The sequence below is a fragment of the Stenotrophomonas sp. 220_Sma genome, from assembly GCF_056487375.1.
Genome location: NZ_CM151348.1, coordinates 3,143,987 through 3,167,502, shown reverse-complemented (window position 1 = coordinate 3,167,502; position 23,516 = coordinate 3,143,987). Strand labels below are relative to the sequence as shown.

At 66.0% G+C, this 23,516-nt stretch carries 17 protein-coding genes; 13 read left to right on the top strand and 4 right to left on the bottom strand.

Annotated features, from left to right (window positions below):
- Positions 1–12: 12 nt before the first annotated feature.
- Positions 13–462 (top strand): 50S ribosomal protein L9, encoded by a 450-nt coding sequence (rplI, locus tag ACZLIB_RS14910; RefSeq protein WP_014037734.1) that lies wholly within the window; start codon positions 13–15, stop codon positions 460–462.
- A gap of 110 nt (positions 463–572) precedes the next feature.
- On the opposite strand, the gene ACZLIB_RS14905 is transcribed toward rplI, so the two are convergent.
- Together ACZLIB_RS14905 and ACZLIB_RS14900 are read right to left on the bottom strand one after the other, a co-directional pair.
- Entirely contained in the window at positions 573–1,160 is a 588-nt protein-coding gene (locus tag ACZLIB_RS14905; RefSeq protein ID WP_478468031.1) for a YwqG family protein, read from the bottom strand.
- 102 nt (positions 1,161–1,262) lie between these two features.
- The gene (locus ACZLIB_RS14900; protein WP_478468030.1) at positions 1,263–1,988 is read right to left on the bottom strand and encodes a DUF1963 domain-containing protein; all 726 of its coding nucleotides are present in this window, start codon (positions 1,986–1,988) and stop codon (positions 1,263–1,265) included.
- A gap of 173 nt (positions 1,989–2,161) precedes the next feature.
- Between ACZLIB_RS14900 and smc the strand changes: the two genes are divergently transcribed.
- Both smc and zipA read left to right on the top strand, forming a co-directional pair.
- Positions 2,162–5,665 carry a chromosome segregation protein SMC gene (smc, locus tag ACZLIB_RS14895; RefSeq protein ID WP_478468028.1) on the top strand — a complete coding sequence of 1,168 codons (3,504 nt, stop codon included), beginning with the start codon at positions 2,162–2,164 and terminating at the stop codon, positions 5,663–5,665.
- Between the two features lie 46 nt (positions 5,666–5,711).
- Positions 5,712–6,449, top strand: a complete 738-nt coding sequence (zipA, locus tag ACZLIB_RS14890; protein WP_006376490.1) for a cell division protein ZipA — start codon at positions 5,712–5,714, stop codon at positions 6,447–6,449.
- Positions 6,450–6,609: 160 nt separating this feature from the next.
- Here the strand turns inward: zipA and ACZLIB_RS14885 are convergent, their stop codons facing one another.
- The gene (locus ACZLIB_RS14885) at positions 6,610–7,734 is read right to left on the bottom strand and encodes a pyridoxal phosphate-dependent aminotransferase (RefSeq protein ID WP_478468026.1); all 1,125 of its coding nucleotides are present in this window, start codon (positions 7,732–7,734) and stop codon (positions 6,610–6,612) included.
- Positions 7,735–7,971: 237 nt separating this feature from the next.
- Between ACZLIB_RS14885 and ligA the strand changes: the two genes are divergently transcribed.
- The 7 genes from ligA (at position 7,972) to ACZLIB_RS14850 (ending at position 19,509) form a co-directional block, all read left to right on the top strand.
- Positions 7,972–10,443 carry an NAD-dependent DNA ligase LigA gene (gene ligA / locus ACZLIB_RS14880; protein ID WP_478469937.1) on the top strand — a complete coding sequence of 824 codons (2,472 nt, stop codon included), beginning with the start codon at positions 7,972–7,974 and terminating at the stop codon, positions 10,441–10,443.
- 49 nt (positions 10,444–10,492) lie between these two features.
- Entirely contained in the window at positions 10,493–10,978 is a 486-nt protein-coding gene (locus tag ACZLIB_RS14875) for a GNAT family N-acetyltransferase (RefSeq protein WP_032127684.1), read from the top strand.
- Complete coding sequence (gene epmA, locus ACZLIB_RS14870; protein WP_478468025.1) at positions 10,975–11,931, top strand: EF-P lysine aminoacylase EpmA; 957 nt, start codon at positions 10,975–10,977, stop codon at positions 11,929–11,931. The genes ACZLIB_RS14875 and epmA overlap by 4 nt, the downstream gene beginning before the upstream one ends.
- Before the next feature lie 142 nt (positions 11,932–12,073).
- Positions 12,074–12,802, top strand: a complete 729-nt coding sequence (locus ACZLIB_RS14865) for a DUF3011 domain-containing protein (protein ID WP_032127686.1) — start codon at positions 12,074–12,076, stop codon at positions 12,800–12,802.
- Between the two features lie 47 nt (positions 12,803–12,849).
- The gene (gene mtnA, locus ACZLIB_RS14860) at positions 12,850–13,914 is read left to right on the top strand and encodes an S-methyl-5-thioribose-1-phosphate isomerase (RefSeq protein ID WP_049400195.1); all 1,065 of its coding nucleotides are present in this window, start codon (positions 12,850–12,852) and stop codon (positions 13,912–13,914) included.
- Between the two features lie 220 nt (positions 13,915–14,134).
- Positions 14,135–16,849: a DNA gyrase subunit A gene (gene gyrA / locus ACZLIB_RS14855; protein ID WP_125892079.1), complete on the top strand. Its 2,715-nt coding sequence runs from the start codon at positions 14,135–14,137 to the stop codon at positions 16,847–16,849.
- 131 nt (positions 16,850–16,980) lie between these two features.
- Positions 16,981–19,509, top strand: a complete 2,529-nt coding sequence (locus ACZLIB_RS14850) for a membrane-bound PQQ-dependent dehydrogenase, glucose/quinate/shikimate family (RefSeq protein WP_478468023.1) — start codon at positions 16,981–16,983, stop codon at positions 19,507–19,509.
- A gap of 43 nt (positions 19,510–19,552) precedes the next feature.
- Here the strand turns inward: ACZLIB_RS14850 and ACZLIB_RS14845 are convergent, their stop codons facing one another.
- Complete coding sequence (locus ACZLIB_RS14845; protein ID WP_478468022.1) at positions 19,553–20,542, bottom strand: zinc-dependent alcohol dehydrogenase family protein; 990 nt, start codon at positions 20,540–20,542, stop codon at positions 19,553–19,555.
- 119 nt (positions 20,543–20,661) lie between these two features.
- Here ACZLIB_RS14845 and ACZLIB_RS14840 point away from each other — a divergent pair, with 119 nt between their 5' ends.
- From ACZLIB_RS14840 to ACZLIB_RS14830, 3 genes are all read left to right on the top strand, one after another.
- On the top strand, positions 20,662–21,567 hold the full coding sequence (locus ACZLIB_RS14840) for a LysR family transcriptional regulator (protein WP_049400186.1): 906 nt from the start codon (positions 20,662–20,664) through the stop codon (positions 21,565–21,567).
- A 219-nt stretch (positions 21,568–21,786) separates the two neighbouring features.
- Entirely contained in the window at positions 21,787–23,217 is a 1,431-nt protein-coding gene (locus tag ACZLIB_RS14835) for a serine hydrolase domain-containing protein (RefSeq protein WP_478468020.1), read from the top strand.
- Between the two features lie 62 nt (positions 23,218–23,279).
- A complete protein-coding gene (locus ACZLIB_RS14830) occupies positions 23,280–23,504 on the top strand; it encodes a hypothetical protein (protein WP_125892069.1) in 225 nt (74 codons plus the stop codon).
- Positions 23,505–23,516: the final 12 nt, after the last annotated feature.

Below are 23,516 nucleotides of genomic sequence, written 5' to 3'. Positions count from 1 at the left end.
TGGAGCAATACCATGCAGCTGATCCTCCTGCAGAAAGTCACCAACCTCGGCAACCTGGGCGACCTGGTCGACGTGAAGCCGGGCTACGGCCGTAACTTCCTCGTGCCGCAGGGCAAGGCCGTGCCGGCCACCGAGAGCAACAAGGCCGAGTTCGAAGCCAAGCGCGCCGAATACGAAGCCAAGGCCCAGGCCATCCACGCCGACGCTGACGCCCGCAAGGCCAAGCTGGAAGGCGCGAGCGTGACGATCCCGGCCAACGCTTCGACCGAAGGCAAGCTGTACGGCTCGGTCGGCGCCCGCGAAATCGCCGATGCCTTCACCGCTGCCGGCCTGCCGGTCAGCAAGAGCGAAGTCATCCTGGGCGAAGGCGCCTTCCGCAACATCGGCGAATACGACGTGCTGGTCCACCTGCACGCCGACGTCGAGACCACCGTCAAGGTCGTCGTCGTCGCCGAAGCCTGATCCCACGCCGCAAGGCCTGGAATCACCGCAGAACGGGCGCCCGCAAGGGTGCCCGTTTTGTTTTGGGCGAATGTTGGACATATAGAGTCGAGGCGTGCTCGACTGATTGCTCAGGTCGTCTGGATGACGAATCGACCGCAGTCCATCGAAGGTGAGGGAATGTTGCGATCAAGCAACAGATACCCCATTCCGCCGACCAGAATTCCTCGGTGCGTCGGTGCTGCCCGGTTCAATCGGGAGCCGTTGATCTGGAGGATGAATTCCCGTCCATCAGTACAATCGTCCTGAAGCCAAGCAGGAATTCCGCCAATTTTGGCGATCCCGTTCTCGGCGTGATCCGGGATGGAGGCTGTCGCAGTGGTGATCAGGCGCGGATCAAAAGGGGGTATTGCGCTGTCTGCGCCGGATTCGTGGGGCGTGTAGGCGATGACGCTTCCGCCAGTCAGTAGTGCGGTCTCGATGTAGGCATCATCAGGAACGTCATAAGGCGTGAAAATCGAGACGCAGAGATTCGTTCTGATGGCGATGTTCGGAAGATGCGTTTGAATGAAAGGCGCAGGAAGGCTCGCAAGATGGAGCATTGGCTTCCCATTGGCGTCGCGCGGCCAGGGGGTATCGGCAGACAGGTACGGCGCGCCTCCCAGGAAAGCGCAGCCCGGAGCTTGGCCATAACTTTCGAATACAAGTTCTCTATACATCGATGAGTCCCGCGATGTTGATGGCTGGCCAGCGACGACCAGTTCTTGTCCAGCCTGATGAGTCATAGCCGGTCGAGGTCGGGCAACTGGCCTGGCCGTCTGTCAGGTCGTCTGGATGATGAATCGACCGCAACTCGTTGAAGCTGATTGAATGTTGCGATCAAGCAACAGATAGCCCATCCAGCCGATCAGAATGCCTCGATGTGTAGGCGCTGCCGTATCAAGATCGAATGCGTCGAACTGAAGGACGAACGCCAGATCCTCCGATTCGTCATCCTGTAGCCAGTGTGGCCGCCCACCAATCTTTGAACTTCCATGAGGTGCTTCACCCTCAGCCGTCGCCGCCCCAGCGCAAATGCGGAGCGGCCCAATTGGCTCGCAGGGAGAAGCTCTTGGTGCATGCCCGGGACAATGAGCAATCACGCGACCGCCTTGGTTCATGGCTTCTTCGAATCTCTGCTTGCCCGAGGTGAGGTACGGCGTAAAGACCGAAATGATCAGCTCGGGCGCGATATCCAGTCCGGCGACGTGGCTTCGAATGAATGCGCCCGGAAAACTGGCCAGATGAAGCAGTGCGTGTCCATGGATGCTGGTTGGCCAAGGGGTGCGGGCATCCAGCCAGATGGTCCCGCCGAGCACGGGAGCGGCCGTCGCGTCGTCGGCGGGGCTAAAGGAAAGCGGTCGATGCATCCCTCCATCCTGCACGGCTTCAGATGTGCAGGGCGGCGGTGTGGTTAATAAAGCAATTAATATCAATGGCTTGCGATTTGATCGGCGACCTGGAAATCCGTCGCGCGGGGCGCAAAGCGACATCTGGACCCATTTCAAGCGCGCTCCGCGCCGGTCATCCCGCCCGTGGAACATTCGCGCCGTTATACTCATTCCATTGTGTCACCCTTGGCTTCATTGAATTCTTTTGAAATCAATGGCTTGAGGTGCTGGCTGACCTGACATCCACAATGCGGACGCCCCCAAGGCGCCTGTTGGAACCCAATCACGCCATGCGTCTTTCCACGATCAAGCTGTCCGGCTTCAAGTCGTTCGTCGATCCGACCACCCTGCACCTGCCGACCAACATGACCGGCGTGGTGGGGCCCAATGGCTGCGGCAAGTCGAACATCATCGACGCCGTGCGCTGGGTCATGGGCGAGAGCTCGGCCAGCCGCCTGCGCGGCGACTCGCTGACCGACGTGATCTTCTCCGGTTCCAATGCCCGCAAGCCGGTCTCGCAGGCCACCGTCGAGCTGATCTTCGATAATTCGGACCACACGATCTCCGGCGAGTACGCCTCGTTCAACGAAATCTCGGTTAAGCGCACGGTCAGCCGCGACGGCACCAGCAACTATTACCTCAACGGCACGAAGTGCCGCCGGCGCGACATCACCGACCTGTTCCTCGGCACCGGCCTGGGCCCGCGCAGCTACTCGATCATCGAGCAGGGCATGATCAGCCAGATCATCGAGGCGCGCCCGGAAGACCTGCGCGTGTACCTGGAAGAGGCGGCCGGCATCTCCAAGTACAAGGAGCGCCGCAAGGAGACCGAGACCCGCATCCGCCACACCCGCGAGAACCTGGACCGGCTGGGCGACCTGCGCGACGAGATCAGCAAGCAGCTCGAGCACCTCAAGCGCCAGGCCAAGCAGGCCGAGCAGTACCAGGCCCTGCAGGAAGAGCGCCGGGTCAAGGATGCCGAGTGGAAGGCCCTGGAGTTCCGCGGGTTGGACGGTCGCCTGTCCAAGCTGCGCGAAGGGCTGTCGCAGGAAGAGACGAAGCTGCAGCAGCTGATCGCCGACCAGCGTGACGCCGAGGCCCGCATCGAGACCTCGCGCGTTCGACGCGAAGAGGCCGCCGACGCGCTCAACACCGCGCAGGCTGCGGTCTACCAGGTCGGCAGCACGCTGGCGCGCCTGGAACAGCAGATCCAGCACCAGCGCGAGCTGTCGCAGCGCCTGCACAAGGCACGCGATGAAACCCGCCAGGCACTGGCCGAACTGGGCCAGCACATCAGCGGTGACGAGGCCAAGCTGATGGTGCTGCGCGAAGCGGTGGAGGCCGCCACCCCGCAGCTGGAGGAGCTGCAGGAAGAAAACGAGATAAAGCAGGAAAGCCTGCGCGAGGCCGAAGACCGGCTGGCCAGCTGGCAGCAGCGCTGGGAACAGCACACTTCGCAGAGTTCGGAGGCGTCGCGCGCCGGCGATGTCGAGCGCACGCGCGTGGACTACCTGGACAAGCAGATCCTCGATGCCGACCGGCGTCGCGAAGCGCTGGCCGCCGAGCGCGCCGGGCTGGACGTGGACGCGCTGGAAGAAGCCTTCGAGCAGCTGCACCTGCAGCACGACACGCAGAAGACCGCGCTGGATGAATTGAGCGAAGACGTCGAGCTGCGCAAGCAGGGCGTGGCGGCAGTGCAGGAACAGCAGCGCAATGGCCAGAACGAACTGGCCGAACTGCGCAAGCAGGCCAACGGCCTGCGCGGTCGCCTGGCTTCGCTGGAAACCCTGCAGCAGGCCGCGCTGGGCCAGGAGCAGGGCGCTGCCGTGGCGTGGCTGAAGGCGCGTGGGCTGGATTCGGCAGCGCGTGTCGGCGAACGCCTGGACGTTGATGCCGGCTGGGAAAACGCGGTGGAAAGCGCGCTTGGCCAATTGATCGAAGGCGTGCTGGTTGATGATCCGGCCAGCCTGGTCGATGCGCTCGGCGAACTTGGCGAGGGCCACATCGCACTGGTCGCCAACGATGGCGCGGACCTGAAGGTCGCGCCGACCTCGCTGGCGGCCCGCGTGCGTGGCCCGGCAGCGATCCGTCGACTGCTGGCACACCTGCACGCAGCCAAGGACCTGTCCGAGGCGAAGGTGTTGCAGGGCAGTCTTCCGGAAGGCGATTCGATCATCACCCAGAGTGGTGAGCGCCTGGGCCAGGGCTGGCTGCGCGTATCGCGCTCCGGTGCGGCCCAGCAGGGCGCGCTGCTGCGCGAACGCGAGATCAACGAGCTGCGCGAGCAGATCGAACAGCTGCAGGATCGCGAGGCCGAGCTGGAAGAACTGCTGAGTGGTTTCCGCGAGCAGTTGCAGGCGGCTGAACAGCAGCGCGAAGACGCGCAGCGTGCGCTGTACCAGGCCCACCGTGCGGTCTCTGAACTGGCTGGCCAATTGCAGGGGCAGCAGGGCAAGGTGGAGGCGGCGCGCACGCGCATCGACCGCATCGAAGGTGAACTGAAGCAGCTGCAGGAAACGTTGGAAGCCAACAACGAGCAGGCGCGTGAAGCGCGTTCGCGGTTGGAGAACGCGGTCAGCAGCATGGGCGACCTGGAATCGACCCGGCAACGGCTGGAGGGTGAGCGCCGCCAGCTGACCGAGGCCCGCGACCTGGCCAGAGACGCCGCGCGAGCGGTGCGCGAGCGCTCGCACTCGTTGGCCCTGACCCTGGAATCGCAGCGGGCGCAGCTGGCTTCACTGAGCCAGGCGTTGGAACGCATGGGTACCCAGCGCGGGCAGTTGGATTCGCGCCTGGGCGAACTGCATTCGCAGCTGGACGAAGGTGATTCGCCGGTCGAGTCGCTGCAGGCCGAGCACCAGAACGCACTGGAAGAGCGTGTGCGGGCCGATCGCGTGCTGACCGAGGCGCGCACGCTGCTGGACGGCATCGACGCCGAGCTGCGCAATTACGAACAGACCCGCCACCAGCGCGACGAACAGGCGCTGGCCCAGCGCGAGCGAATCTCGCAACGCAAGCTGGACCAGCAGGCGCTGGTGCTCAGCGCGGACACCCTGCAGGGCGCGGTGGAGAAGGCCGGCTTCGTGCTGCAGGACGTGCTCAACGCACTGCCCGAGGACGCCCGCCTGGGCGACTGGGAGCAGGCCGTGCACCAGATCGATGGCCGCATGCGCCGGCTGGAGCCGGTCAACCTGGCCGCCATCCACGAGTACGGCGAGGCTTCGCAACGCTCGGATTATCTGGATTCGCAGCACACCGACCTGACCACCGCGCTGGAAACCCTGGAAGATGCGATCCGCAAGATCGACCGCGAGACCCGCGGCCGCTTCAAGGACACCTTCGACCGCGTCAATGCCGGCGTGCAGGCGCTGTACCCGCGCCTGTTCGGTGGCGGCCACGCCTACCTGGAACTGACCGGTGAAGATCTGCTCGACACCGGTGTGACCATCATGGCGCGTCCGCCGGGCAAGCGCGTGTCCAGCATCTCGCTGCTGTCCGGCGGCGAGAAGGCGATGACCGCGGTGGCGCTGGTGTTCGCCATCTTCCAGCTCAACCCCGCGCCGTTCTGCCTGCTGGACGAGGTGGACGCGCCGCTGGACGAAGCCAACGTCGGCCGCCTGGCCAACATGGTCAAGGAAATGAGCGAAAAGGTGCAGTTCCTGTTCGTCAGCCACAACAAAGCGACGATGGAGGCCGCGCACCAGCTGTCGGGCGTGACCATGCGCGAGCCGGGCGTCAGCCGCCTGGTCAGCGTGGACCTGGAAGAAGCCGCGCGATTGGCGGGCGCGGCCTGACGTGCCATCCTAGTTACCTGAATGAACTAGCCGGAGAACCTATCGAATGTCCGACACGGCACTGTTGCGCATCGGCATCCTGGCCGCCGGCCTGCTGTTGATCGCCGCGATCTTCCTGTTTGGCCGTCCGAAAAAGAAGCCCCAGGGGCGCCGCGTGGAAGGCGCGGAACCGACCAGCGGCGAGCGCCGCGAGCCGGTACTGGGCGAAGACGGCGTCGCCGTGGCCGATGGCCGCGTCGAACCGGGCATGGGCACGGAAGGCGAGCAGGCCGAACTTGGTCTGGGCGAAACCGACCCGGGCGCCAGTGATCTCGGCAAGCGCGCCACCCAGGATTTCGACAAGATCGTCTCCTTGTTCGTGGCTGCCCGGGCCGGCGAGCAGTTGCGTGGCGAAGACATCGTGGTGGCGGCCGAGAAGACCGGCCTGGTGTTCGGCCACATGAACGTGTTCCACCGCCTGGTGGAAGGCCACCCCGAGCGCGGCCCGATCTTCTCGATGGCCAGCATCATGAAGCCGGGCAGCTTCGACATGGCCAACATCCGTGCCATGGAAACCCCGGCCATCGCCTTCTTCCTGACCCTGCCGGCGCCGCTGACCGCGCTGGACGCCTGGGAGAAGATGCTGCCGACGGTGCAGCGCATGGCTGAACTGCTGGATGGCGTGGTGCTGGATGACAGCCGCAATGCCCTGGGCCGCCAGCGCATCGCACACATCCGTGACGAGCTGCGCGCCTACGACCGCCAGCACCAGGCCCCGCCGCTGACCAAGACCCCGCGCTGGTAAGCGCCCAACTGTAGAGTCGAGCCATGCTCGACTTGCGGATCCCAGGGTAAGCCCCAGTCGAGCATCGCTCGACTCTACAGGGGCCCAGGTCGGCACCCACAACAGTAGATCCACGCCATGCGTGGATGGGGCGAACCAAGGTTCGCCCCCACCAACAGGTTCAGGCCGGCACGCCGGCCACCTTCGCGAACGCGCGGCAGAACGCGGCCATTTCCTCTTCGGTGCCGACGGTCACGCGCACGCGCTGTGGCCAGATCGGCCAGCTGCGTCCGATCACCACGCCGTTGTCCGCCATCGCCTTGGCGAACGCGCTGCCATCGCGTTGCACGTCGACCACGAAGCAGTTCGCTTCCGACGGCACGCAGCTGAAACCACGCTTGCCCAGCCACGCGATGGTGGCCTGGCGCACCTTGGCATTCTGCAGGCGGCGCTGCGGAATCAACTGCGGATCGCGCAGGCTGGCCAGTGCCGCCGCCAGCGCCGGCACCGGCAGCGGGTTGTCGCCGAGGCTGGCCAGCTCGCGCAGGCGGTCGGGATGTGCGGCCGCCACGCCCAGGCGCAGGCCGGCCATGCCATATAGCTTGGAGAACGTGCGCAACACGATCAGGTCATCGCGCTGCGCCACCTGCGCGATCAGGCTCGGCTGTTCGCTGTACTGCAGATACGCCTCGTCCAACAGCACGCGGGTGGAAGCGGGCTTGTGGGCCAGCAGCCAAGCGAGCTCATCCGGTGGGCTGATCGAGCCGGTCGGGTTGTTGGGGTTGCACACATACAGCAGCCCGGTCGGGCGTGCGTGTGCGGCGGCGACCATCGCACGCAGGTCGTGTGCACCGTCCTCGCGCAGCGGCACTTTCTGCACGTGTGCACCGTGTGCGGCGGCGACCTCGCCCAGCGTCTCGAAGGTCGGGTCGGCCACTACCAGCCCCGCCTGCGGGCCGGTCCACAGCGTGGCAGCGCGGTTCAGTGGTTCGCTGGAGCCCGGATACAGCCGCACGTGATCAGCCGGGATGCGGGCCTGTTCGATGAAGGCGTCGCGTACCTGTGCCGCCAGAGCGAAGCGGTAGCGGCCGCAGCTGGCGATGCTGTCGCGCGCCGCCTGCTGGGCGGCGGGCGAGGGGCCGTACGGGCATTCGTTGAAGTTCAGTAGTACGGCGCCTTCGGCAGGGGCTGGGGCGGCGGCTGTCGTGGGTTGGGCATGGCCGAGCTGCGGCAGCCCGGTGCCGGCGACGGCGAGGCCAGCACCGGCCAGTTGCAGGAAGCGTCGACGGGAAGCGGGCAGGGTCACGGGCGGGATTCCGAAGGGAAGACCGTCGCACGCTAGCGCCGGTGGTGGTGCGCCGCAAGCCGTCTTTTGTAGAGTCGAGCTTGCTCGACTGCTTTGGCCGTGCATGAAGGCCAGTCGAGCAAGCTCGACTCTACGGAAAGGCGCAGTCGAGCTTGGCTCGACTCTACAAAAGGCGGCGGCGTTACAGGGCCTGACGGTCGGGCGCGGTAGAATCCCCGGCCATCCCAGAACCACCGGATCCCGATGAGCCCCAGCCCCGCCGAACGCGCCGAAGACCTTCGCCGGCAGATCGCCCAGGCCAACCGCGCCTACCATGAGCTGGACGCGCCGGAGATCCCCGACGTCGACTACGACCGGATGGTGCGCGAGCTGGAAGCGCTGGAGCGCGAGCATCCGGAGCTGGCCCGTGCCGACAGCCCGACCCAGCAGGTCGGTGCGCGCCCCTCCGGCCGCTTCCCGGAAGTGCGCCACGCGGTGCCGATGCTGTCGCTGTCCAATGCCTTCAGCGATGAGGAAGTGGCCGACTTCGTGCGCCGCATCGATGAGCGCCTGGGCCGTCGCAGCCTGCGGTTCTCGGCCGAGCCGAAGATGGACGGCCTGGCGATCAGCCTGCGCTATGAGGACGGTCATTTCGTGCTCGGCGCGACCCGTGGCGATGGCAGTACCGGCGAGGACGTGACCGCCAACCTGCGCGAGATCGGTGACATTCCCAAGCGCCTGCACGGCAAGGACTGGCCGGATGTGCTGGAAGTACGCGGCGAGGTCTACATGGCCCGCGCCGACTTCGAGGCCTGCAACGAGCGTGCGCGCCAGCAGGGCGGCAAGGTGCTGGCCAATCCGCGCAACGCGGCGGCCGGTTCGCTGCGCCAGCTCGATCCGAAGATCAGTGCGCAGCGCCGGCTGAGTTTCTTCGCCTACGGCACCGGCGAAGTGCAGGGCGGCGAGCTGCCCGACACCCATTCGGGCACACTGGCCCAGCTCGGTGCCTGGGGCTTCCCGGTCAGCGAGTTGTGCAAGGTGGTGGAAGGCACCGACGGCCTGCTCGGCTACTACCGCGATATCGGTGAGCGCCGCGATGGCCTGCCGTTCGATATCGATGGCGTGGTCTACAAGCTGGATGACCGCGCCGGCCAGCAGGCCATGGGCTTCGTTTCGCGTGCGCCGCGCTGGGCCATCGCGCACAAGTTCCCCGCGCAGGAACAGAGCACTACGGTAGAGGCGATCGAGATCCAGATCGGCCGCACCGGTGCTGCCACACCGGTCGCGCGGCTGGCACCGGTGGCGGTGGCCGGCGTGATCGTGTCCAACGCCACGTTGCACAACGCCGACCAGATCGCACGCCTGGATGTGCGCGTGGGTGACAGCGTGATCGTGCGCCGCGCCGGTGATGTGATTCCGGAAGTGGTCAGCGTCATCCTTGATCGCCGCCCGCCGGGCACCACGCCGTGGCAGATGCCGACGCGCTGCCCGGTGTGCGGCTCGGAAATCGTGCGCGAGGAAGGTGCTGCCGCATGGCGCTGCTCGGGCGAACTGTCCTGCCCGGCGCAGCGCAAGGAAGCCATCGCCCATTTCGCCTCGCGTCGCGCGATGGATATCGACGGCCTCGGCGACAAGTACATCGAAACCCTGGTCGACGCCGGCATCGTCAGAAGCGTGGCCGATTTGTACCGCCTCAACCGTGACCAGCTGCTGCATCTGAAGCTGGTGCTGGATGCCGAGGACCCTTCCGCACTGGCGGCTGCGCTGAAGCTGCACCTGCCCGCCGAAGGCAGTGGTGCGGTGCTCAATGCGGTGCTCAGGCTGGATGGCAACGATCCGGGCTGGCGCGCACAGGCGCTGGCACAGCCGGCCAGCTTCGAATGGAACACGAAGAAGATCGCCACCAAGTGGGCCGACAACCTGATCGCGGCGATCGACGCCAGCCGTGCGGCCACGCTGGAGCGCCTGCTGTTCGCGCTTGGCATCGAGCACGTGGGTGAGAGCACGGCCAAGGCGCTGGCGCAGTGGTTTGGTGACCTGGAGCTGATCCGCCACCTGCCGTGGCCGTTGTTCAAGCGTGTGCCGGACATCGGCGGCGAAGTGGCGCGTTCGCTGGGCCACTTCTTCGAGCAGCAGGGCAACCAGCAGGCCATCGATGACCTGCTGCAGGTCGGTCAGGTGCGCATCAGCGATGTGCATGCGCCCAGTGCCAAGCTGCGCGAAGGGCTGGATCTGGCGCAGCTGCTGGTCGAATCGGAGATCCCTGGCATCACCCGCCTGCGCGCCGAAAAACTGGTCGCTGCGCTTTCCGGCGCGCAAGCAGTGCTCGACGCCGAGCATGGCCAGTTCGTCAACGCCGGCCTGCCCGATGACACTGCACGCGGCCTGGCTGCGTGGCTCGATGCAGATGGCCATGGCGCGATGCTGCTGGCGGCCGAGAAGGCGATGCAGCAGATCCTGGCCAAGGCGCCGGCGCTGGCCGAGATCGTGGCCGGCCCGCTGGATGGGCAGACCGTGGTGCTGACCGGCACCCTGGCCCAGCTCACCCGCGATGCCGCCAAGGAACGCCTGGAAGCGCTGGGTGCCAAGGTCTCCGGCAGCGTGTCGAAGAAGACCAGCTTCGTGGTGGCCGGTACCGAGGCCGGCTCCAAGCTGGACAAGGCGCAGTCGCTGGGCGTGCCGGTATGGGACGAAGCCCGCCTGCTGGCCTACCTCGCCGAACACGAATGATGACCCCGCCGGGTGCCTGGCGCCCGGCATGAAACACAAAGGAACACCGATGCAGACCGCTCCGCTGGATTTCCGCCTGGCCACCCGTGCCGACGAAGAACTGTTGATCGCGTTGATGCGCGAGTTCTATGCCGAAGACAAGATCGACTTCGACGACGCGCGCGTGCGTCGCGGCGTGGACGCGCTGCTGGCCGACCCACGCAACGGCGAAGTGCTGTTGTGGCTGGACGAGGCCGCCGAGGTGGTGGGCTACGCAGTGATCGCGATGGGTTTCAGCCTGGAGCAGGGCGGCCACTTCATGTTGCTGGACGAGCTGTACCTGAGCCACCGCGCGCGCGGCCGCGGCCGCGGCAAGCAGGCGCTGGCCATCTGCGAACAGCGCGCTCGCGGGCGTGGCGTCAGCCGCCTGCGGCTGGAAGTGAACCACCACAACGAACTGGCCCGGCGCCTGTACCTGGCCAGTGGCTACATCGATGACACCCGCGATCTGCTGACCCTGCCGCTGGATCATCCACGCCCGGAGGGCATCCTGTGAGCGAGGCCCTGCTGCGCGCGCTGCAGCAGCGTGCCGCACTCAATGCGCTGGTGCGCCGCTTCTTCGCCGAGCGCGATGTGCTGGAGGTGGAAACACCGATCCTGTCGGTGGCAGGCAACACCGAGCCGAACATCGACAGCTTCCATACCGATTTCACCGGGCATGTCGATGCCGGTGGCCGCCGCCGCTGGCTGCGCACCTCGCCGGAGTATCCGCTCAAGCGCCTGCTGGCGGCGGGCGTGGGTGACTGTTACGAACTGGGCCGGGTGTTCCGCAACGGCGAGGCGGGCGGCCGCCACAATCCGGAATTCACCATGCTGGAGTGGTACCGGGTCGGTTGGGACCACCATCGTCTGGTGCAGGAAACCGCCGAGCTGGTCGGCCAGGCGCTGGCCCTGGTCGGGCGCAGTGCGATGCTGCGTGTGCTCAGTTACCGCGAGCTGTTCCAGCAGTACGTGGGTGTGGATCCGTTCGATGCCGATGAGGCCGCGTTGCGTGCCGCGCTGGGCGAGGTACATATCGACCCGGTCGGGCTGACCCGCGATGACTGGTTGGATCTGCTGATGACCCATCATATCCAGCCGCATTTCGATGACGCGGTGATGACCGTGGTCCATGATTGGCCTGCCAGCCAGGCCGCACTGGCACGCATTCGAGCCGGCACGCCGCCGCTGGCCGAGCGTTTCGAGCTTTATCTGGGGGCCGTGGAACTGGCCAACGGCTATCACGAACTGAACGACGCGCAAGAACAGCGTGCGCGATTCCAGCGTGACCTGCAGCGCCGCCATGAGCGGGGCCAGGTGCAACCGTTCGTGGATGAGGCGCTGCTGTCGGCGTTGCCATCGATGCCTGCCTGCGCTGGCGTGGCGGTGGGTGTCGATCGGTTGTTGATGGCGATGAGCCGCACGCCGCGTATCGCCGATGTGCTGGCCTACGACTTCGCCCACGCGTGAGCGCGGTGCGCACGTTCCTGAACATCGAAGACTGAACGGAATTCCGCGTTTCCGCGCTTGCTTCGGTAAGCAGGATGATGCTCTTATCACGGCAGATGCCGGACACTGGCACGCAGTTCATCCATTCCTGCTGGGGAAGGCTTTGGTCAAGTGGTTTGCGGTTGTCGCTGCACCGGTGTACTCCATCGCGCTCTGGGGTGCCTGGCTGCCGTCATCGGCGTCGGCCCAGCAGGCGGGCTATGACGGCGAAGTGGTGACCTGCGAATCGCGCGACATGGGCTGGGTGCATTGCGATATCGACGTCAGCAATGGCATCGACCTTGTGCGCCAGTTGTCCAGCAACAGTTGCATCCGTGGCAGCGAATGGGGCACCGACCGCAGTGGCGTGTGGGTCACCCTTGGCTGCCGCGCAGAGTTCCGTGCGCGTCGTGCGGAAGGTGCAGCGCCTGCGGCAACGGAAGGCAAGCGCCTGGTCCGCCGTGTGGTGCGCTGCGAATCCAATGGCCGCCCGCAGAGTTGCCCGGTGCGCCTGGACGGGGCGCCGGTGCGCCTGCTGCGCCAGCTGTCGGTGCTGCCGTGCCGCGAAGGGCAGGGCTGGGGCTACAAGCGCAATGAAGTCTGGACCAGCCGTGGTTGCCAGGGCGATTTCGAAGTGGCTGACGAGGACGGCCGTTTTGTCGACGTGCCACGCCGCCTGACCTGCGAGTCGAAGTCGAAGAAGCGCCGCTTCTGTGGGGCGAGCATTTCGGTCGGCGCGGTCGTTACCGAGCAGTTGTCCAGCACCCCGTGCGAGGAAGGCAACACCTGGGGCTGGAACCGCAACGGGATCTGGGTGGACGGCGGCTGCCGCGCCGAATTCTCGGTGAATTGAGCCCGGGCAGGCTCCAACCACGCGGGGCGTGGCCCTACAATGGGCCCATGAACACTGCCTCCGACATCGACTACGCCCGTTATGACCACATCCGCCCGATCCTCTGGACCGGCGATGCCCTGCAACTGCTGGACCAGCGCAAGCTGCCGTTCGTGGTCGAGCACGTGGTCTGCCATGACAGTGACGAAGTTGCCAGCGCCATCCACGCGCTGACCGTGCGTGGCGCGCCCGCGATCGGCATTGCCGCAGCGTGGGGTGTGGTGCTGGCGGCGCGGGACGTGCAGGCCGCTGATGGCGCGCATGCGCTTCAGCAGTTGGAGCCGGCGCTGCAGCGCCTGAACGCATCGCGCCCGACCGCCGTCAATCTGGCCTGGGCGCTGGCGCGCATGCGTCGCTGCCTGAACGTCGCCGGCGCCGACTGGAAGGCTCTGCTGGAAGCCGAAGCGCAGGCCATTGCCGAGGAGGACCTGGCCGCCAACCGCCACATGGGCGCGCTGGGCGCGGGCCTGATCGAGGCCGGCAGCGGCGTGCTGACCCACTGCAACACCGGCTCGCTGGCCACCGCCGGCTTCGGCACGGCACTGGGCGTGATCCGTGCCGGTATGGCCCAGCACCGCATCGCCCGCGTGTTCGCCGGCGAGACCCGTCCGTGGCTGCAGGGCGCACGCCTGACCGTGTGGGAACTGCAGCAGGATGGCATCGACGCCACCCTGATCGCCGATTCGGCAGCCTCGCACCTGATGAAGACCGGTGCGGTGCAATGGGTGATCGTCGGCGCCGACCGCATCTGCGCCAACGGCGATACCGCCAACAAGATCGGCACCTATCAGCTGGCCATCGCCGCTCGCCACCACGGGGTCAAGTTCATGGTGGTGGCGCCGTCCTCGACCGTGGACATGGAGACCGTGGATGGCAGCCAGATCGAGATCGAGCAGCGCGACCCGGGCGAGCTGTACGGCGTGGGCGGTACCCGCACCGTGGCCGAAGGCATCGCCGCCTGGAACCCGGTGTTCGACGTCACCCCGGGTGAACTGATCGATGCCATCGTGACCGAGCGCGGGGTGATCCTGAACCCGACCATCGAGAACATGCGCGCCGCCTTTGGTGGCTGAGGCACAGGGGAGGGGGCAGCGTGACCTCCGCCCCCGGTAGTGCCGGCCGTTGGCCGGCACCCCCCCCTAAGTTCCTGATTTGTGCCGGTAAAATCCCCGTAAATGGAGGCAGGGAACGGCCTGTTGTGGTAGTATCCACAGGTTGAATCGAGGTTCCGGCACGACCCCCTCCCGCAGAGGGCTGCGCCGGACTGGACCGCTACCAGACAACGGAACCCGAATGGCAGAAAACGCCAAGGAAATCATCCAGGTCAACCTGGAAGACGAGATGCGCAAGAGCTACCTCGATTACGCCATGAGCGTGATCGTGGGCCGCGCGCTCCCGGATGCGCGCGATGGCCTCAAGCCGGTGCATCGCCGCGTGCTGTTCGCGATGAACGAACTCAACGCGCACAGCAACAAGCCCTACTTCAAGTCGGCGCGTATCGTCGGTGACGTCATCGGTAAGTACCACCCGCATGGCGATCAGTCGGTGTACGACACGCTGGTGCGCCTGGCACAGCCGTTCTCGCTGCGTTACATGCTGGTCGATGGCCAGGGTAACTTCGGCTCGATCGATGGCGACTCCGCCGCGGCGATGCGATACACCGAAGCGCGCATGTCGCGCCTCGCGCATGAGCTGATGGCGGACATCGACAAGGAAACCGTCGATTTCCAGCCCAACTACGACGAGAAGGAACTGGAGCCGACGGTCATGCCGACCCGGTTCCCGAACCTGCTGGTCAACGGTTCGGCCGGTATCGCGGTGGGCATGGCGACCAACATCCCGCCGCACAACCTGAGCGAATCGATCAACGCCTGCATCGCGCTGATTGATAATCCGGAAATCGATGTCGACGGCCTGATGGAGTACATCCCGGGCCCGGATTTCCCGACTGCCGGCATCATCAATGGCACTGCCGGCATCGTCGCCGGCTATCGCACCGGCCGCGGCCGTGTGCGCATCCGTGCCAAGGCCGATATCGAAGTGGCCGACAACGGCCGCGAATCGATCATCGTCACCGAAATTCCTTACCAGGTGAACAAGGCGCGTCTGATCGAGAAGATCGCCGAGCTGGTCAAGGAAAAGAAGATTGAAGGCATCAGCGAGCTGCGCGATGAGTCCGACAAGGACGGCATGCGCATCTACATCGAGATCAAGCGCGGTGAATCTGCCGAGGTTGTGCTGAACAACCTGTACCAGCAGACCCAGATGGAATCGGTGTTCGGCATCAACATGGTGGCGCTGGTCGATGGCCGCCCGCAGTTGATGAACCTCAAGCAGATGCTGGAAGCGTTCGTCCGCCACCGTCGCGAAGTGGTCACCCGTCGCACCGTGTTCGAGCTGCGCAAGGCGCGCGCCCGTGCCCACGTGCTGGAAGGCCTGACCGTTGCGCTGGCCAACATCGACGAGATGATCGAGCTGATCAAGACCTCGCCGAACCCGAATGAAGCACGCGAGCGCATGCTGGCGCGCGTGTGGGAGCCGGGCCTGGTCGGTGCGATGCTGGGTGCCGCCGGTGCCGAAGCCTCGCGTCCGGAAGACCTGCCCAAGGGCGTGGGCCTGATCGAGGGCGGCTACCAGCTGACCGAGATCCAGGCCACCCAGATCCTGGAAATGCGCCTGCACCGCCTGACCGGGCTGGAGCAGGACCGCCTGACCGACGAGTACAAGCAGCTGCTGGAAGTGATCGCCGGGCTGATCCACATCCTGGAAGATCCCGACCGCCTGCTGCAGGTGATCCGCGAGGAGCTGGTCAACGTCAAGGCCGAGTTCGGCGACGAGCGTCGTACCGAAATCCGCCACAGCGAAGAAGACCTGGACATCCTCGACCTGATCGCGCCGGAAGACGTGGTGGTCACCGTGTCGCATGCCGGTTACGTGAAGCGGCAGCCGGTGAGCGTGTACCGCGCACAGCGCCGTGGCGGCCGCGGCCGCAGTGCGGCAGCGACCAAGGAAGAGGATTTCATCGAACAGCTGTGGCTGGTCAACACGCACGATACCCTGCTGACCTTCACCAGCTCGGGCAAGGTGTTCTGGCTGCCGGTCTACCAGCTGCCCGAAGCCGGTTCGAATGCCCGCGGCCGTCCGATCATCAACTGGATCCCGCTGGAGCCGGGCGAACGCGTGCAGGCCGTGCTGCCGGTGCGTGAGTACGCCGACGGCCAGTTCGTGTTCTTCGCCACGAAGAACGGTACGGTCAAGAAGACCCCGCTGAGCGAGTTCGCCTTCCGTCTGGCGCGCGGCAAGATCGCAATCAATCTGGACGAGGGCGATGCCCTGGTCGGCGTCGGCCTGACCGACGGCGAGCGCGACATCCTGCTGTTCGCCTCCAACGGCAAGACCGTGCGCTTCGGTGAAGACAAGGTCCGCTCGATGGGCCGTACCGCTACCGGCGTGCGCGGCATCAAGATGCCGGCCGGCGAGGAAGTGGTCAGCCTGATCGTGGCCGAAAGTGCCGGTGGCAGCGAGGACGAGAACGAGGACGACAACGGTGTCGAGGAAACCGCGGCCAATGGCGATGCGGTGATCGACGGCGCCGATGACGCCAGCGTGCAGTACATCCTTACCGCCACCGAGAACGGCTACGGCAAGCGCACCCCGCTGCCGGACTACCCGCGCAAGGGCCGTGGCACGCAGGGCGTGATCGGCATCCAGACCACCGAGCGCAACGGCAAGCTGGTCGCCGCAGTGCTGATGGGCTCCAGCGACGAAGTGCTGCTGATCTCCGATGGTGGCACCCTGGTGCGTACGCGTGGCTCGGAAATCAGCCGCGTTGGCCGCAACACCCAGGGCGTGACCCTGATCCGCCTGTCCAAGGACGAGAAGCTGCAGGCGGTGGAGCGCATGGATGCCTCGATCGACGAAGACGAGGACGAGGTGGCCGTCGCCGCACCGGCCGCGACCGACGGCGCACCGGCTGCTGCCAGCAGCGAGGACGCCGCGCAGGAGTGATCCTGCCGCGAGCCTGAGGTACCCGACGACGCCGGCCCTGTGCCGGCGTCGTCGTATCCGGATGCCGCACATACGCGCGCGCTTCACGCAGGCGGTGGGATAACGGCGCATGCTGCCCCCGGAGATCGACGATGTCCGCCACGCCGCAGTCCGCTCCTGCCCCTGTTCGCGCCTCCCGGCACCCCCTTGTTACCGTGCTGTCGCTGCTGCTGGTCGTGCTCGGCCTGGTCATCGGCGGGCTCGGTGCGTGGCTGCTCAGCCTTGGCGGCTCGGCGTACTACGCCATCGCCGGGCTCGGCCTGCTGGCCAGCGGCATCCTGTTGTTCGGCAACCGCCGCAGCGGTGCATTGCTGTACGCGCTGGTGTTCATCGGCACGCTGCTGTGGACCTGGTGGGAGTCAGGCAGCGACTACTGGCGCTGGGTGCCCCGGCTGGGCCTGGTGACCGCACTCGGCATCGTGCTGGCCTTGCTGGCGCCCACCCTGCACGAGCCGGTCTCCAAACGCCTGTCGCGCAGTGCGGCGGGTGTGCTGATGCTGGTGTTCGTGGCCGCCTTCGGCCTGGCCTTTGCGCCGCATGGTGAAGTGGATGGACATCAGCCGTTCCCGGAAGGCGCGGTCAGCGCCGGACTGGAACCTACGCGTGATACCACGGGCCTGCAGCCGGCTGACCAGCCCGCCGAGGGCGACTGGCCGGCGTGGGGCCGCAGCAACGCCGCCACCCGCTATTCGCCGCTGCAGCAGATCACCCCGGCCAATGTGGCCACGTTGCAGCCAGCCTGGCAGTTCCGTACCGGCGATATGCCCAAGAATCGCTGGGGCGCGGAAACCACGCCGCTGAAGATCGGCGATCGCCTTTACCTGTGCACCGCGCGCAACCGCCTGATCGCACTCGATGCCGCCAGCGGCAAGGAACTGTGGCGGTTCGACCCCAAGGTGAAGGACACCTCGATTCCGTACACCGCCGCCTGCCGTGGGGTGAGCTACTACGAGCAGCCCCGCACGCCGACCATTGCCGATGCGGCATTGGCCGATGTCGCCGCCGATCTGGCGCTGCCGGAGCCGCCGCCCAGCGTCACCCGCAGTGCTGCACCGGGCAGCCGTCCGGCGTGCTGGGCACGCATCATCGAAGGCACGCTGGACGGCCGCATCATCGCGGTGGACGCGGACAGCGGCCGCCCCTGCGCCAACTTCGGCAACAACGGCCAGGTCGACATCACCCTGGGCATGGGCGAGGTGCCACCGGGTTACGTGTCGATCACCTCGCCACCGGCCATCGTGCGTGGCGTGATCGTGACCGGTCACCAGGTGCTGGACGGGCAGCGCCGTGACGCGCCGTCGGGCGTGATCCAGGCCTACGATGCCATCACCGGCAAGCTGCGCTGGGCGTGGGACATGGACCAGCCCGAGCGCAGCGGTCTGCCGCCGCGCGAGCAGACCTATACGCGCGGCACGCCCAACATGTGGACCACCGCCACCGGTGATGAGGCGCTGGGCCTGGTCTACCTGCCGCTGGGCAATTCCGCGGGTGACTACTGGAGCGGCTCACGCACGGAAAACCAGAACCGCTATGCGACGTCACTGGTGGCGATCGACGTGGCCACCGGCAAGCCGGTCTGGCATTTCCAGGCGGTGCGCAAGGATGTGTGGGACTACGACCTCGGTTCGCAGGCCAGCCTGATCGATTACCCGACCGCTGCCGGCAAAGTGCCGGCGATCCTGTTGCCGACCAAGCAGGGCGACATCTACATCCTCGACCGCCGCAACGGCCAGCTTCTGACCGCGGCCGAAGAGCGCAAGGTGCCGGTGGGCGGCGTCGAACCCGAGCAGCGTTCACCCACGCAGTTGTTCTCGCTGTACCACACGCTGCGTCGCGAGCATGAGCTGACCGAACGTGACATGTGGGGCATCACCCCGATCGACCAGCTGGTCTGCCGCATCCAGTTCCGCAAGGCCTACTACGAAGGGTTCTACACGCCGCCGAGCAGCGAGCGCCATTCCATCGAGTACCCCGGCTACAACGGCGGCTCGGACTGGGGCAGTGTGTCCATCGATACGCGCCGCGGCGTGATCGTGGCCAACTACAACGACATGCCGAACTACAACCGGCTGGTGCCACGCGCGGAGGCCGACCGGCTGGGCTGGCTGCCGCGCGAAAAGATCCGGTTCGACAAGGGCGGAGCAGAAGGCGCGGGTGACCCGCAGGTGGGCACGCCTTATGCCATCCAGGTCAATGCCGGTTGGCGCCTGCCGTTCACCGGTCTGCTGTGCAAGCAGCCGCCCTATGGCGGCATCCGTGCCATCGACCTGCGCACCGGCAAGCTGCTGTGGGACCGTCCGTTCGGCAGTGCGCGTGGCAATGGACCGTTCGGCATCCGCTCTGGCCTGCCGATCGAGATCGGCACACCGAACAATGGCGGTTCGGTGGTGACCGCCAGCGGCCTGATCTTCATCGCCGCCGCCACCGATGACCTGCTGCGCGCCATCGACCTGAGGACCGGCAAGGAGTTGTGGCATGCCACGCTGCCCGCGGGAGGCCAAGCCAACCCGATGGTATACGAGCAGGGCGGGCGCCAGTACGTGGTGATCATGGCCGGCGGCCACCATTTCATGGAAACCCCGAACGGCGATTACGTGATGGCGTTTACGTTGCCCAGGTAACCGCAACGGGGGCGGTGATCCACCCCCATTACATGACGCTGGATCACACCGTCACCACCACCTTGCCGATCTGCTCGTTCGATTCCAGGTAACGGTGTGCGTCCTGGATCTGCGCGAACGGGAATACCCTGGCGATCTTCGGTGCCAGCGTGCCCTGGTCCAGGCCATCCACGATGAAGGCCTTGGCGCGTGCCAGCGCGGCATCGTCGGAGACGATTTCCGAGTACAGGTAACCCTTCAGCGTCAGTGACTTGCCCAGCACGTTGAACAACGGGAACGGGGTGGGTTCACTGCTCAGCGCGCCGTATTCCAGCAGGATGCCGCCACGCGCCATGGCTTCGGTCAGCGGTACGAACTGCGGACCACCGATCGGATCGAACACCACGCGGGCACCTGCGCCGCCGGTGATGCGCGCCACTTCGGCCACCAGATCCTGTTCCTGGGTGGCGATGACATGGGCGGCACCGGCATCGAGCAGGGCCTGGCGCTTGCCCGGGCCGCGCGTTACCGCGATCGGCGTGGCGCCGACTGCATTGGCGATCTGGATGGCGGCCAGGCCGACGCTGCTGCTGGCGGCGGTGATGATGACGAAATCGCCGGCGGCCAGGCGTGCCTGTTCCAACAGCGCGCCCCAGGCGGTGACGTACTGCATCCACACCGCGGCGGCCGTTTCAAAGTCCAGTGCCTGCGGATGCTTGACTACCAGTCGTGCCGGCACGTTGGCCAGTTCGCCGTAGGTGCCCCAGCGCGCGATATCCAGCGGCGGCACCACGCTGACCGCATCGCCCGCGGTGAATCCGCTCACTGCACTGCCGACGGCTTCAACCACGCCGGCCGCTTCGTAGCCCAGGCGGCTGGGGAACTGCGCTTCCTGCAGGTAGGCGCCGTTACGGAACATCACCTCGGCGCGGTTCAGGCCGATCGCCTTCACCCGGATCTGGACTTCGTCAGGGGCGGGGGCGGGAACGTCGATATCGTCGATGCGCAGTACATCGGCAGTGCCATATTCGTGGATGCGGACAACCTGGCTCATGGGGGGCTCCGAGGAAGGGCCGGCGAGGGCGCCGGCGAAAGGGTGAGCGCTACTGTGCGCGTAGTCTGCATCCAGAATAAGGGGTAATCTGGCGTTTCATTGAAAAACAATTGTTTGCAATGGACCTGATCGTTCCCCTGCGGACCTTCGCCAAGGTGGCCGAGGTCGGCTCCTTCGCCGCCGCTGCCGAGGCACTGGACCTGTCGCCGCAGCTGGTCGGCAAGCACATCCAGGCGCTGGAGCAGCATCTGGGGGTGCGCCTGCTCAACCGCACCACGCGCAAGCAGAGCCTGACCGACTTCGGCCAGGCCTACCTGGCGCGGGCGCGGGTGATCCTGGAGGAAGTGGAGGGGGCCGAGCAGCTGGCCGAAGTGGCGCGCGGGCGGCCGATGGGGCGCCTGCGCATCAGTGCGCCGGTCACCTTCGGCGTGCACGCGCTGGGCCCCGCGGTGGTGGCCTACTTGCAGCAGTACCCGGACGTGCAGGTCGATCTGAACCTGTCCAACAGTCTGGTGGACATCGTTGAAGACGGCTACGACCTGGTGTTCCGCACTGGCGATCTGGCCGACAGTGGGCTGGTGGCGCGGCGGTTGGGGCCGTATCCGCTGGTCCTGTGTGCCTCGCCGGACTATCTGGCTTCGCGCCCGGCCATTGCCCATCCCAATGACCTGAGCCGCCACGAGTGCCTGGGCTTCGCGCATTCGATCATCCGCACCCGCTGGAGCTTTCGCGATACCGATGGCGGCGTGCTGACCGTGCCGGTGTCCAGCCGCTTCATGGTCAACCAGGCCGAGCCGCTGCTGACCGCCGCCATCGGAGGGCTGGGGCTGATCCTGCAACCGCACGAAATGCTGGCCGGAGCATTGGCGCGTGGTGAGCTGGTGGAAGTGCTGCCGGACTACGTACCGGTGTCGACCTGGATCAACCTGGTGTATCCGCGCGATCGCCAGCTGACGCCCAAGCTGCGCAGCTTCCTGGACTTCTGCGTGGCGCGATTCAGCGAACAGACGATGGCAAGGCGATAGCGGGGCCATCGGGTAGCAGGGTTTCCATCAACTGCGAAGGATCACGCATTCACGTTGCATCCGGGGCTGTGCGCATTCCACCACGCAGGCGGAGTGGATGGCGTCGCATCGAAGCATTCAGCGTCACTGTTGAGGTGTTGCGGCAGAGTCCCTGGCGTCGATGCGGCGGCCGCATCCTTGGTCTAGGATGCGGCCAGGAATCCCCGCAAAGGAACTGCCATGAGGGTTGTTGGACGCCTGTTTCTCTGCAATGCACTGGCCTGCTCGGTTCTAATGGTTACCCCGGTTTTTCCAGCAATCGGCGCTACATCTTCCGAGCGTGCACATCCACGTGCGCAGGACGCCATCGATGACTGGCTGGTGGCCTTCAACGCTGGCAGCCTCGAGCAACTGCAGGCGTTCGCTGATACCTATGCGAAGAAGGAAGGCAGCAGCCCCAAGGCCTATCTCGAGTTCCGCGAGAGCACCGGCCCGCTGCGTGTGCTGGAAACACTCCAGAGCGCGCCCGGTCACGCGAAGGTGCTGGTGATGGGCCAGCTGAACGAGCGCGCGATGTGGGTGACGGTCGTCATGGATCCGGCCAGCCCGGCGCATGTGAAGCAGTTCCAGATCGAAGGCACTGAAACGCCGGACAAGTACAGACCGGAGAGGGTTGCTTTGCCTGCCCTGATGGCCGATGCCACAGCAAGGCTGGAGGCGCTGCGGGCCCAGGACGCGCTGTCGGGTGCGTTGCAGGTGGCACGGAACGGCAAGGTGCTGCTGGACTGGCGCGGTGGCAATGCCGATCGCACCGCTGGCATTCCAGTGGGCGTGGATACGCAGTTCCGCCTTGCGTCCTCCAACAAGATGTTCACCGCAGTGGCCATACTGCAGCGGGTGCAGGAGGGCAAACTCAGTCTCGATGACACGATCGGCAAGCACCTGCCGGACTATCCGAACAAGGCCGTTGCCAACAGCGTGACCGTTCGCCAGCTGCTGACCCATACCAGTGGCCTGGGTGATTTCTTCGGCGACCATTTCGAGCAGTATTCCGCGTCGCTGAAGACGCTGGATGACTATGTGCAGCGCTTTGCCAAGGATGCACCGCAGTTCACGCCAGGCAGCCAGGACAGCTACTCGAACTATGGCTTCATCGTGCTTGGGCGGATCATCGAGGCCGTCTCCGGGCAGTCGTACTACGCCTATGTGGAGCAACACATCCTGCGCCCGGCAGGCATGACCGGCACCGGCTTCGAACCGGAAACAGTGACGGTGCCACAGCGTGCGGTCGCCTATACGAAGCAGGAAGGGCAATGGGTGCGTGAAACGAAGTCGCTGCCCTGGCGCGGCATGTCAGCCGGTGGTGGCTACAGCACGGTGAGCGACATGGTGAAGTTCGCCGAGGCGCTGCGCAGCGGAAAGCTGGTCTCACCTGCATTGCTGCAGCAGGCCACCACGGCGCAGAACCGCAAGGGCTGGTACGGGTTCGGCTTCGTGGTGCAGGGCGAGGGCAGGGAGCATCAGTACGGCCACGAAGGCGGTGCGCCCGGATCGAACAGTGCCATCGTGGTGCTACCCGCGCAGGGCTATGTGATCGTTGGGCTGGCCAATGTCGATCCGGATGCGATCGGCAATGTGGTCAACTACATCGCGCGAAGAGTGCCGCTGTAGTCCCGAGCGACTATGCCGCAGCGATGTTGACGCTGGGGCAGGTGGCGGACCAGAATCGGGCCATGAGCCGACTCCTTCCCGTGGTGTGTCTGGTCGCCAGCATGGTGCTGCTGCTGCGTGGGGTGCACGTGATACTCAAGGGTGTTCCGGCCATGGCCAGCGAAGGTGCCAGTGCTGCGTATGCACAAGGCTACCTGCATGGACAAGCGGCAGCCGGGTGGGTGTTGATTGCCGCTGCAGCAGCCTGTGCGCTCATTGCCTGGCACAGGGCGCGCGCCAGGAAGTGAGAGACGGGCGCG

Bases quoted from the DNA above. Each gene is read 5' to 3' on its own strand.
- ACZLIB_RS14875 (WP_032127684.1), top strand. From the start codon at position 10,493: ATGCAGACCGCTCCGCTGGATTTCCGCCTGGCCACCCGTGCCGACGAA.
- smc (WP_478468028.1), top strand. From the start codon at position 2,162: ATGCGTCTTTCCACGATCAAGCTGTCCGGCTTCAAGTCGTTCGTCGAT.
- zipA (WP_006376490.1), top strand. From the start codon at position 5,712: ATGTCCGACACGGCACTGTTGCGCATCGGCATCCTGGCCGCCGGCCTG.
- ACZLIB_RS14840 (WP_049400186.1), top strand. From the start codon at position 20,662: ATGGACCTGATCGTTCCCCTGCGGACCTTCGCCAAGGTGGCCGAGGTC.
- ACZLIB_RS14835 (WP_478468020.1), top strand. From the start codon at position 21,787: ATGAGGGTTGTTGGACGCCTGTTTCTCTGCAATGCACTGGCCTGCTCG.
- rplI (WP_014037734.1), top strand. From the start codon at position 13: ATGCAGCTGATCCTCCTGCAGAAAGTCACCAACCTCGGCAACCTGGGC.
- ACZLIB_RS14845 (WP_478468022.1), bottom strand. From the start codon at position 20,542: ATGAGCCAGGTTGTCCGCATCCACGAATATGGCACTGCCGATGTACTG.
- ACZLIB_RS14905 (WP_478468031.1), bottom strand. From the start codon at position 1,160: ATGTATAGAGAACTTGTATTCGAAAGTTATGGCCAAGCTCCGGGCTGC.
- gyrA (WP_125892079.1), top strand. From the start codon at position 14,135: ATGGCAGAAAACGCCAAGGAAATCATCCAGGTCAACCTGGAAGACGAG.
- mtnA (WP_049400195.1), top strand. From the start codon at position 12,850: ATGAACACTGCCTCCGACATCGACTACGCCCGTTATGACCACATCCGC.
- ACZLIB_RS14830 (WP_125892069.1), top strand. From the start codon at position 23,280: ATGAGCCGACTCCTTCCCGTGGTGTGTCTGGTCGCCAGCATGGTGCTG.
- ACZLIB_RS14850 (WP_478468023.1), top strand. From the start codon at position 16,981: ATGTCCGCCACGCCGCAGTCCGCTCCTGCCCCTGTTCGCGCCTCCCGG.